The organism is Clostridium beijerinckii (assembly GCF_018223745.1).
Lineage (GTDB): Bacteria > Bacillota > Clostridia > Clostridiales > Clostridiaceae > Clostridium > Clostridium beijerinckii.
This window is the reverse complement of record NZ_CP073653.1, coordinates 5,361,179-5,373,996: the sequence shown is the minus strand read 5'-3', so window position 1 is coordinate 5,373,996 and position 12,818 is coordinate 5,361,179. Positions and strand designations below refer to the sequence as shown.

7 protein-coding genes are annotated in these 12,818 nt (G+C 27.6%); all 7 read left to right on the top strand.

Annotated features, from left to right (window positions below; translation table 11 throughout):
* The first annotated feature begins 6 nt into the window (after positions 1 to 6).
* The 7 genes from KEC93_RS23855 to KEC93_RS23825 all read left to right on the top strand — a co-directional run bounded on the left by KEC93_RS23855 (position 7) and on the right by KEC93_RS23825 (position 12,668).
* Entirely contained in the window at positions 7 to 1,332 is a 1,326-nt protein-coding gene (locus KEC93_RS23855; RefSeq protein ID WP_244999360.1) for an ABC transporter permease, read from the top strand.
* A 10-nt stretch (positions 1,333 to 1,342) separates the two neighbouring features.
* A complete protein-coding gene (locus KEC93_RS23850) occupies positions 1,343 to 2,602 on the top strand; it encodes an ABC transporter ATP-binding protein (protein WP_077868321.1) in 1,260 nt (419 codons plus the stop codon).
* Between the two features lie 19 nt (positions 2,603 to 2,621).
* Positions 2,622 to 4,985, top strand: a complete 2,364-nt coding sequence (locus tag KEC93_RS23845; RefSeq protein WP_077868322.1) for a class I SAM-dependent methyltransferase — start codon at positions 2,622 to 2,624, stop codon at positions 4,983 to 4,985.
* 21 nt (positions 4,986 to 5,006) lie between these two features.
* Complete coding sequence (locus tag KEC93_RS23840; protein ID WP_077868323.1) at positions 5,007 to 7,157, top strand: glycosyltransferase WbsX family protein; 2,151 nt, start codon at positions 5,007 to 5,009, stop codon at positions 7,155 to 7,157.
* Between the two features lie 13 nt (positions 7,158 to 7,170).
* Positions 7,171 to 8,058, top strand: a complete 888-nt coding sequence (locus KEC93_RS23835; RefSeq protein ID WP_077868324.1) for a glycosyltransferase family 2 protein — start codon at positions 7,171 to 7,173, stop codon at positions 8,056 to 8,058.
* Positions 8,059 to 8,115: 57 nt separating this feature from the next.
* On the top strand, positions 8,116 to 9,930 hold the full coding sequence (locus KEC93_RS23830) for a DUF6056 family protein (protein WP_139357394.1): 1,815 nt from the start codon (positions 8,116 to 8,118) through the stop codon (positions 9,928 to 9,930).
* Positions 9,931 to 10,787: 857 nt separating this feature from the next.
* Positions 10,788 to 12,668 carry a DUF6056 family protein gene (locus KEC93_RS23825; RefSeq protein ID WP_077868326.1) on the top strand — a complete coding sequence of 627 codons (1,881 nt, stop codon included), beginning with the start codon at positions 10,788 to 10,790 and terminating at the stop codon, positions 12,666 to 12,668.
* The last annotated feature ends 150 nt before the right edge of the window (positions 12,669 to 12,818 follow it).

Genomic DNA, 12,818 nt, shown 5'->3' with positions numbered 1-12,818 from the left:
GTAATTGTGTCGAATATACTAGTATTTAAATATTGTGACCTAGAAAATAAAAGCATAACTTTAAGTTATGAAATCACATCTGATAGGCCAGATACTTATCAAGTTTTTTACGGGAACAGTACTTCATGGACAGAAGAGCAATCTCAAAAGGCAATCTATTCAGATGTAGGGAAAAAGCAAACATTAACATTTATTATACCCAAAGATGTGCTGAATTTAAGATTTGATTTAGGAAATCAACCATCGAATATAAGTATATCAAATATTGGAGTTTCATGCATGGGGAAAAATGTGGAGTTAGATCGAAAACAAATATTAGATAATAATAATCAAACTCAAATTGGAAAAATATATGAAACAGATAAATCTATTGATATAGAAACACTAGGAGAAGATCCGTATATAACATACAAAATGGATTTAAATAAATTATCAGATATTATAAAATATCAAGCTTTAGTAAATAAAATGCTTAAAGTAATTATTTGCTTAACAATAGATATTCTATTGTTAATGATTCTTAGGAAGTCAAGAAGCGTTTTTACATTAGTCCAAGAGTTAAACACTAATAAAGTGTTAATATGGAGCTTATCAAAAAATGATTTCAAGACTAAGTATGCGGGATCATATTTAGGAATAACATGGGCATTTATCCAGCCAATAATAACTATATTATTATATTGGTTTGTTTTTGAATTTGGATTAAAGGCAGGATCTCCAATTAAGAATGTTCCGTTTATAGTATGGTTTATGGTAGGGCTCGTGCCATGGTTTTTCTTTCAGGAAGCTCTATCTAATGCTACGAATTGTATGCTTGAGTATAGTTATCTAGTAAAAAAAGTGGTCTTTAAGATAAGCATACTGCCTATAGTAAAGGTTGTTTCGGCGTTATTTATCCACTTTGTATTTATAGTGTTTCTATTTATTGTAGCTGGGATATACGGATTTTATCCATCAAAATATACAGTACAATTAATATATTACTCATTTTGCACATTTTTTATGGCATTAGGCATATCATATGCAACATCTGCAATAGTAATATTTTTTAAAGATTTAGGGCAATTAATAAGTATATTTTTGCAAATTGGAATGTGGATGACACCAATAATGTGGAGCTATACGATAATGCCAAAACAATTTCAGTGGATAGTAAAATTGAACCCAATGTATTATATAGTAGAGGGATATCGAGATACATTTTTAAATAATGTATGGTTTTTTCAACGATATTTTCAAACTGTATATTTTTGGGTAATGACCTTGGTTTTATTTGTTGTTGGAGCAATGATATTCAAAAAATTAAAACCACATTTTGCGGATGTACTGTAAGGAGGTACAAATGTCAGATATAGCAATAAAGGTAGAGAGTGTAAGTAAGATTTATAAGTTATATGATAAACCAATAGATAGAATGAAAGAATCGCTAAGCTTAAGAAAAAAAAGTTATAGCAAGGAGCATTATGCTTTAAATAATATATCATTTGAAATAGAGCGAGGAGAAACAGTAGGTATAATAGGAACTAACGGTTCTGGTAAATCAACAATACTGAAGATTATAACTGGAGTATTAAACGCGAGCAAAGGAAATGTAATAGTTAATGGAAGAATATCGGCTTTGCTAGAGTTAGGTGCTGGTTTTAATCAAGAATACACAGGTATACAAAATATCTATCTTAATGGAACTATGCTAGGGTTCACTAAAGAGGAAATTGATGCAAAAGTAGAGAGTATAGTTGATTTTGCAGATATAGGTGATTTTATTAATCAGCCTGTAAAAACTTATTCTAGTGGTATGTTTGTGAGGCTCGCATTTGCAGTTGCAATTAATATTGAACCTGAAATATTAATTGTTGATGAGGCACTTTCTGTTGGTGATGTTTTTTTTCAAGCTAAATGTTACAGAAAATTTGAGGAATTTAAGAAACAAGGAAAGACAATTCTATTTGTAAGCCACGATTTAGGAAGTATTGGTAAGTATTGCGATAGAGCTATTTTAATAAATAAGGGTACAAAATTGATTGAAGGGGAAACTAAGGAAGTTATTGATATATATAAGAAGGTTTTAGTTAATCAATTAGGTGATGAATGCAAATCGGATTATGATAATAATAAAGTTTTTGAAGACGGAATATGGAAAAAGTCAATGAACATCAATCCGAATAAGATAGAGTATGGTAATAAATTGGCAGAAATAGTAGATTTCGCTGTGATTGATAGTAATGGGATAATAACTAATAATGTAGTTAAGGGAGAATTATTTTCTATAAAGATGAAAATTATTTTTAATGAAATAATTCAAGATCCTATTTTTGCTTTTACAATCAAGGATTTAAAAGGAACTGATATTACAGGTACTAATACGATGTTGGAGAAAATCAATATTTCCATATCAAAAGTAGGTGAGATTAAAGAGGTTACTTTTACTCAAAAAATGAATCTGCAGGGTAGAGAACACCTGTTATCATTGGGATGCACAGGTTTTAAAGATGGCGATTTTACTGTATACCATAGACTTTATGATGTATGTAATATTACTGTTATAGCAACTAAAAATTCGGTAGGCTATTATGATATGGATTCCGAGGTAAGGATAAAATAGAATTAATGGAGGCATATATATGAATGAGCGGATAGGAAATGTAGTTTTAAACTATAAATATTATTTAGGAGAAGATTTGTACAGCGATGGAGAAGTTGAGGATGAGCTTTTAGACATTGTGCAAAATAATGAAGAGGGTGAGTATGATAAAATTATAGGGGAACGTAATAAATGGCCAGTAATATATCATTTGTCTCACCTAAGGGCTAATATAATAGAGTGGATGCCTATTAATAATAATGAAACTGTGTTAGAAATTGGATCAGGTTGTGGGGCGATTACAGGAACTCTAGCGAATAAGGCAAGGAAAGTAACATGCATTGATTTGTCGAAAAAAAGAAGCCTTATCAATGCATATAGAAACAAGGAAAAAGATAATATAGAAATTCTAGTGGGAAATTTTGAAGATATAGAAAAGGGAATTGTGGAAAAATATGATTATATAACTCTTATAGGCGTGTTTGAATATGGAGAGTCTTATATATCAAGCGAAAGGCCATATGAGAACTTCTTAAAAATAATTAGTAAACATCTTAATAAAAATGGGAAAATAATTATTGCGATTGAGAATAAACTAGGTTTAAAATATTGGGCTGGATGCAAGGAAGATCATGTGGGGCGATATTTTGATGGTATTGAAGGATACCCTAATACAAGAGGAGTAAAGACTTTTTCTAAAAAAGAATTGGAAGAGATTATACAAAAGTGTGGATTTAATAAGTACAGATTTTATTATCCATATCCAGATTATAAGTTACCGAATATTATATACTCAGATGATTATTTACCTAAAAATGGTGAATTAAACAATAATATGAGAAATTTTGATGCCGAACGCATGGTTTTGTTTGATGAAAGCAAGGTATATGATTCGATTATCAAGGAAGGTTTATTTGATATATATTCAAATTCATATTTAATGATTATAGAAAATAGTGAGGAAAGTAATAAGGATTGCACTATTATATATTCCAAGTATTCTAATGAAAGAGATGATAAATTTAAGATTAGAACAGATATAATTAAAGATATTAACGAAAAGTTATTTGTTCAAAAGGTAGCACTTACTACTGAAGCACAAAATCATATAAATGATATGTATGAGAATTATAATCTATTATCGAAAACCTATAAAGGCTCAAATATATGCATGAATAAGTGCATAGTGATGGAGAATGGACTGAAATTTGAGTATATTCAAGGGAAAACATTGGAGGAAGAGTTAGATAAACTATTATATGAAAAAAACTATACGAAGCTATTTGAGAAAATAAAGAATTATATTGATGCCATTGAACCTGGCAAGGTGAAAAGAAACTTCGAAATAACGGAAGAATTTGCAAAAGTGTTTGGTAAAGCTAAATTGCCATCATACTTAAAATCTGCTGAAATTACCGATGTAGATCTTATTTTTGGTAATGTAATTATTGGAGAGAAATGGAATGTTATTGATTATGAGTGGACTTTCAATTTCCCAATTCCACTCAATTTTATATTGTATAGAGCTTTAAGTGGTTATATATTTAATTCTAATCAAAAAAATGAATTAATGAATCTAGGATTATATAAATTATTAGGTATTACAGATGAAGAAATATATGCATATGGTGAAATGGAAAAATGCTTTGAAAAATATGTATTAGGTAGTTCAATTAAATTAAATAATTTGTATGGGAAAACTACACGACCCAATATAGATGTGCAACAATTAATTTATAAGCAGAATACGAGCTTAATTAATGAGGAGATACAAGTATTTTATGATTATGGTGAAGGATTTAGTGAAACACATTCGTATAAAACTTATCCTGTATTCAATGAAAATAATAAGATTGTATTAAATGTTGATATAAGTGAGAATACGAAACAAATAAGAATTGATCCGTCTAATTGCTACAGTCTAGTTAAGATAAACAGTTTAGTTGGATACGATAATGTAAAATACTCTAAGTTAAATTACTACACAAATGGAATGAGATTAAATAATAAATCGTTACTATTTATAAATAATGATCCACAAATAATATTACCGGATTTAGGAGTTAATACTTGTAGGGTAGAATTAATTTTTGAAATACAAATAATATCAAAAGAATTTGCAATAGAATTATGTAGTTTTATTGAAGATAGGGAAGAAGAAGTTGCTAGAAAAATAAGTGAACTAAAATATAAAGATAGTGAACTAACCCTGAAAATAAATGAGCTAAAAGATAAGGATAGTGAACTAACCCTAAAAATAAATGAGTTAAAATACAAAGAAGAGAAAATAACGGAATCTAATAAAATTATAGAAGGTCTTCAGATGGAACTTGAAGATAAGAATAAAAGAATTCAAGAATATAATAAATTATCGTTAATCAAAAAGATTAGAAAACAAATTTAATATAAGGAGTTATTGGACTATATGCTTAATTATAATATTGAAAATAATCAACTATTAAGTAATAACAATAAATTTAATTTGATAATAAAGGGGTGGGCCTTTGATACAGATAAACAAATAGATATTGAAATAATAGATTTACAAGGAAGAACATATGAATTTAAACTACAAAATCAGCGAAGAAACGATGTTTTTAATCACTTTAAACATAGCAATGCTCTAAATAGTGGAATAGTCATAGAAATAGAATCACTAAAGAAAAGTGTAAGAAAGTTAAAAATAGTTTTCCTAGACCAAGAAGAAGGTGTGTTAGGAGAACATATAATAGATATTAGAAAATTAAACCTAGAAGGCTTTAATAACAAGCTTTCGTATGGAAATTTAGAAAAAGTAATTCAAAGTCTTAAAAAAGACGGTGTAAAACTTACTCTTAGTAAAATTATAAATAAGTTCAGGAATTTAGAAATAGGTAGTTCTGAGCAAAAGATTATAGAACCATATTGTTTTGTAGATGAAAATTATGAGTATAAGCCTTCAGAAAAACATAATATTATTTTAGTTATTAACTCTACAAGTGATAAAATACAAAAACAATATTACAATGAAACAATAAAAAGTATTCAACATCAAAATTTTGAAGCTATTATTAACTTATATAATCCTGGAATTGAAAAATTAGTGCTTGAGAATAATTACTTGTTAAGAAAGTGTTTGAATATAAAGTGTGAAGAGGAATTAGATACAAATGAGAAAATACTAAAGTTAATAAGAGAAGAACATAGCGATAATAAAGATGCGTACTATGTCATACTCACAGCAGGCGATTGTCTGGCTAATTCAACGTTGGCGAGAATTGAAGATGCTTTAGAACATAATAATGCCAGGATGATTACATTTGATGAAGACAGAATATTAGGGGAAGACTACATAGCCCCTCTATACAAAGAAGATGCTATTAATCAAAAAAGAAATAATAATATTATATTCAGAAAAGCACTAGTTATACATGAAAAGGCAATAGAGGATTATTTAGAGAATAAAATAAATGTAGCGGATATTTATTCTATAAATAAAGTTTTATATCATTATAGGGTAATTAGAGATTCTGGTAAATTGAGCGAAGTTAAACCTATAGCGTTTTATTTACCACAATATCACGCTATACCGGAAAATGATGAATGGTGGGGAAAAGGGTTTACTGAATGGACTAATGTAAAAAAAGGAAAACCACTTTTTGAAGGGCACTATCAGCCTCATGTCCCAGATGAATTAGGATATTATAATTTAGTAGAAGACAAATCAGTACAGTATAAACAAATTGAATTAGCAAAGGAGTATGGAATACATGGATTTTGTTACTATTATTATTGGTTTAATGGCAAAAGATTGTTGGAGAAACCTCTAGATAACTTATTGGCGGACAAGGGATTAGATTTTCCATTTTGTATTTGTTGGGCTAATGAAACATGGAGTAGAAGATGGGATGGTCAGGAAAAGGAAGTACTAATAAAACAAGAACATAATGAGGAAACGGATAACCGTTTTATAGAAGATATTATTCCTATCTTAAAAGATGAAAGGTATATTAAGGTTAATGGTGCTCCACTATTACTCATTTATAGGGCGGAGTTATTTCCTAATTTGGAAAATACAATTAGAATGTGGAAAGAAGTATGTAAGCAAAATGGAATAGATAATTTACATGTTTCTTTAGTGCAATCATTTGGATTGACTGATCCTAATATATATGGTGGAGATTCCGCAGTAGAGTTTCCTCCTCATGGTATTATGACAGGAGAGATATCTAAAACTATACCAAGTTTAGTTAAAGAATTTGGTGGAAACATTTATGATTATAGAGACGTAGTATCAAGATATGTGAATAAGAGACCTAATTATTATAAAGAATTTAGGGGGGCTATGTTAAGTTGGGATAATACAGCTAGAAGAGGAGCTAATTCGAATATATTTCATTATGCGAATCCGGATGAATATCGTAAATGGTTAACAGGAATTATTGACTATACTACAAACTTTAATGATGATGAAGAAAGATATGTATTTATAAATGCATGGAATGAGTGGGCGGAAGGAACACATTTAGAACCAGATAATCAGTATGGCAGGCAATATTTACAGGCTACTAAGGAAAGCCTGCATTCTAATTATTAAGGAGAATTGAATAATGATAGATAGTTTAGTAAGTGTTATAGTTCCTTCATATAATTATGAAAAATATATAGTTGAGTGCCTAGAATCAATTGAAAAACAGGATTACAGAAATATAGAATTAATCATAGTAGATGATTATTCAAAAGACAATAGTAGGAAGGTAATAAAAAAGTTCATAGAACAGTGTAGATGTAATGAAAGGTTCATAGAAATAAGATATATTGAAAATCCTGAAAATAAAGGTGCACATTATACTATTAATGAAGGAATTAAGCGAGCCAAAGGGAAATATATCGCAGTAATAAATGCTGACGATTTGTATGAGAGTAATAGATTTTCTAAAATAATACCCGAAATGGAGAAAAGAGGAATTGAGATTGCTTTCTCAAGTATAGAAGTAATAAATAAAGAATCCGTATCGGCAGAGGATGAAGAAGCTCAGAATTTTAGAAAAATACAAATGCGCATTAATGAATGTAGACAAGTATCTCATGCATTGATGATTCAAAATGTAGCTATATCTACTGGTAATATGGTGTTTACTAAGAATTTATATAATAAATTGGGTGGGTTTAAAGAATATAAATACATTCATGATTGGGATTTTATTTTAAGATCAGCATTATTACAAGAACCTTTATACATAAGAGAAACTAACTATTATTATAGATTACACGACAATAATAGTTTTAGAGAATTAAGTAGTATTGCAGACCAAGAGGTAAATTTGGTTTTGCATAATTTCTTTGATGAAATTATGAATGGGAATGTTATAAATCATAATCTTTCAAAGGATAATGTAGAATATGTTATTAAGGGCACATATTTATATAAATATTGGACTAAAGATAACATATTAAGAACACTAATAGAGAAGATTAGGAATAGGATGAAAATGTAACTGTTATTAAGTATAAGGGAATGAGTATAAGTATATTGCTACTATTCCCTTAATTTTATGATGGCGGTAATTATGGAGGCGATAATGATGAGCAAGGAGCGTACATATAGAGCTTGGCATATTTCAATAGTATCAATTTTAATACTGTTAGGAATAGCTATGTTTTTTATGATCATGAATATAAACACACCTATGATGGGGGAGGATTTTGCATTAACTAGTTTTTCTCATTATTATAAACCAGTTTCTGCAGGAGAATACATAAGTTTAATTATAAGTAGGATTGTTAGGCAAGCTTCTACTTGGAATATAAGAATTGGAGAACAAATTGCTATTATTTTTTGTAGTATCGATGAGATATATTACTACATTGGAAACACAATCATAAGTATATTATATGTATTATTGATACCTATGTATGTATTTGGAAGAAAGTTGAAATTATCGGAAAGAAATGATCTTATAAGCATAGTAATAAGTTTTTGCTTAATTATTTTATTTCAACCAGCACTAGGTGAAATATTTTTTTGGAGAGCTGGAAGTGGCAACTACTTATGGGCTGTATTTATTTTATTGATATTTACCATTCCTTTAAGAGTGATAATTTCAGGTAGAAATGTATTTTATAATAAGAAATTATTTGTTTTATTACATACAATATTAGGATTTTTTGCAGGATTAACAAATGAAAATACGGTGATCACATTTTTAATAATATATGCATGCACTATTATATATAGAATTAAGAAAAAACAAGAAGTTTATTTATGGATATGGAGTTCCTTTGCATCACTAACAATAGGTTTTTTTGTAATGATTTTTGCACCGTCTACTTCTATTAGAATTCAAACATATAAAGATATATTTGGAATTAAGAATGTAACAATTAAAGATTACATTTATAGAGCAATAAGTATAATTCATAGATTTTTTTCTGAAAATGTTAGTTTAGTAATTATACTTTTAATCGTTCTTATATTATATATAGCATTAAATTATAAGAAAGTAAAAGAAGAAAAATGCATGTATGTTTATAAAACGGCAGGGATAAATATATTATTTTTATTAGCATCTTCTTTATCGGCAGGAGCATTAATTGGAGCTCCTTATGTTGAAACGCGAGCATTCTTTTTAATAGACTTCTTCATGATGGGATGTATAGTTTATTTTGTTATAGAATTGCTTAGTATAGCTAATAGATTTGCAAAATCTACTATATATGCGTTATTGGGGATATTATTATTGTTTACTATAAAAGAGAATATAAGAATTTTTAATACATATAGTGATTACAATAAATGGATAAGGAATAATTATAATGTTATAGAAGAGGCTAAAAGTAACAACCAAAGTATTGTGAGTATTTCGCCTTATAATTATGCAAATAATAGAATTCTGAATACAAGAGAAGACTATTTACAGTCAAATTTAAAGTACTTGGAAGGATATTTTGAAATAAAAGTAGTATATTCTATGAAAGACGCGTATTTAATAAATGAATCACAACTTTCTGCAAAATATATAGAAATTATGAATGGTATAGATTATGTAGATTATAATAAGGGCAACGATCAGTTAAAAATAATAGGGTGGGCAGCAATTGAAAATAAAGATTCTAAGAATGATGATATAAGTATATTGCTGAAATCTGATAGCAAGACGTATAAATTTTCAACAAACAAAATTAAGAGGGCAGATGTATCAGAGTATTATAATAATAGATATTATGATGACACAGGATTCTCATTAGACTTATCTAACTTAAATAATATTCTAGATAAAGACAGATATACGGTTGGGATATATATTAAGGATAATAGTAATAATAGTGATTATATAATGTATACAGAGCATAAAGTTGATATTTATTAGATTAAAATTATATTATGTTCATGTATATTAAATTTTTGTTATTAAACGAAATTAGTACTAGCTAATTATGACACAACTGTTTAAATATTAATCAAAATTTCCATTTGCATATGCATGTGGATGCTATTTCGTATGTACACGTAAATTTATACGTGAAAATAGCCAGTAACATTTGATTTAATATAATCACAATAACAATAAAATTAAAGGTAAAGGAAGTTGCTGGCTACATGTTTGGTTATACCAAATCATTTAACATAATTATATAATTTATTAATTAAGATATTTTGAAACGATAATAAAATATCTTGATTTTCTACTAAAGGTTACCTGAAATTAATGATTTTCTATCATATCTCTCAAAAAGATAGTCTAAGAGATTTAAGTATGTGCATGTCTAGCAATTTAAAAGTGACCGTAGCACAAGCGTTAGATAAAATTTTGGATTTTTGTAAGATGAGCGCTAAGGGTAATGATGATTCAAATAATTACTGGGATCCTTAACTTTGCTATATTTAAGCTCGTGGAAATATAGTTCAAAAAGGAGCTAAACAAATTTTGAAATGAAGAGAATTGTAAGTGATAATCTCTTCGAGATTTATGAAGCTTATAAGTTTCAGGGGTCTCATATTTTGGAAAGTTCTTAAGTAATAAATGAAAATAGAGTATCTAAATAAAAAACAACTGCTAAAAATCCTATTTCCACGTCTAATATTATTGGAATTATATTCCGGTAACTCTATTGAGTAATTTTTGGAAAGGTTAATGAAAGTATTAGTATTGACCAATTGACGGTGTAATTATGATAAGTTAAGAAAAGTATAAAAAAATATATTTTTTTCAATCGAGGTGAACATATGTTATTAAAAAAAGTGGGTAAGAAGAATCTACCAGTGGTAGGAATTTATTTTATATTTATAGTGTTGTTATTTATTCAATATAGAAATGTATATATGTATTATGATGATTTTGCATATGCAACATTGTCGTATGTATATGAAGTTCCAGGAATTAAAGGTACCAATTTCACATTTTTTCAGTTGATGGAGTTTTTGTATAATCATTATAATTTATGGGGAGGGAGAGTGCTTGGATATTTAATATATATTTTGCTTTTAAAAATGGGACTTTATGCAATTAGAATAGCCAATGTAATTAGCTTATTTTTAATATTCCTGTTTGAGTATAAAATAGTTAAAACTACTATTGATGAAACTAATAAAACTTGTTGGAAGTTAGCATTGTTTACTTGTTGCTTATTTGGTTTTTTTTCAGTAGATACATATCGAATAGGAGTATATTGGTATGCGTCTAGTAGTACATATATTTTCGGAAATATATATTTGATAGTTGGTTCATATAAATATTGGAATTATTTAAAAACAGCAAAAAAAAATATTGCGGAAGTTATCTTTATTGCAAGTATGTTCTTTTTTGCAGGATGGTCCATGGAGCAGGTTGGCTTTGGTGCAATAGTAGTTGTAGTTGCATTAACTATTACAAATTATATAGAAAATAGGAAAATTAAAAAATCATCTATAATAATTTGTCTAAGTGCTTTAATTGGATACATTATGTTAGTAATAGCACCGGGAAATTATAAGCGATTAGATACAAATAACTCAGCTACAAGTTTTATTAATAAAATATTATTGGCAATGAATAATATTACCAATAATATGTTTTCTAAAGAAAATGTATTATTGGTAATATTAATATCTTTTACAGTAATTGGGGTAAGCATTTTATTAAGGGAAACAAAAGACAAGATAAAAGTAAAAATTGCATATATTGGATTGATAGCTGCACCTATAAGTGTGATATTAACTATTCTTAATATATTTCATCCAATAATAGCATATCTATATATTCTTTTCATAAGTATTGAATTTGTAATATATTTAAAGGATACAAAGGATAGTTTCATATTAGCCTATCTATTTGGAGCAATAGGTACTCAAATTGTCATGATAGCAGCACCTTATTATGTAGCTTCAGCCATTGTACCATTTGGATTATTGTGGTTTGTCATAGCTTCTTATATATTTAGAAAATTGCATGAAGAAATAATTAACAGAGTAAATTTTAATCATATTATGAATATAGTAACAATGCTTGTAGTTGGAATTTTTGTTTGTAGTTATTATACAGAGTTTAGTGGATATTATAATAATAGATATATCAATGAATATAATGAAAAAACTTTAAGAATGGCTAGTAAAAAGGCAATTCTTGGAGAAGATATTAAGAAAGTAAATTTAATACCATTGGATGAAAAGTTTAGTCAGTCAATGCCAAATAATATAGAAAACAATCCAACTACCGAAAATGGTATGAAAAAGTATTATAATATACCTAACAATATAATATTTAACTATACAAAACAATTTGATATGTTAGGTGGAATAGATTATTATAAATATGATTGTGAAAAAGATATATTAGAAGTTATAGGGTGGGGAAGCATTACTAACACTAATTCAAAAGATAATAAAATAAAAATTGAGTTAATATCTGAAACAAATGAATATATTTTTGATGTAAATAAAGTACAAAGAGAGGATGTTGCTAATTTCTATAATAACAATAATTACAAAGATTCAGGATATGCTTTAAAACTAGCAGAGTTGAGTAAAAAAATTACACCAGGAAGATATAATATCAATGTTTTGATTGAGAATGTAAAACTAGATGTTCAATCAATAGTAGTAAGTGGGAATACTATTGATGTAGGATAATGTTGTAAATTATAGAAATAAGATATTTGTTAAAGCAACTAATTAAAAAAACTTTATATTGTAATATTTTACAAAGTAATATATAGATTATTGGTATGGAGAAATAAAAAGTACTTAAGGTAATTAAATTTAAATAGTATTGTATATAAG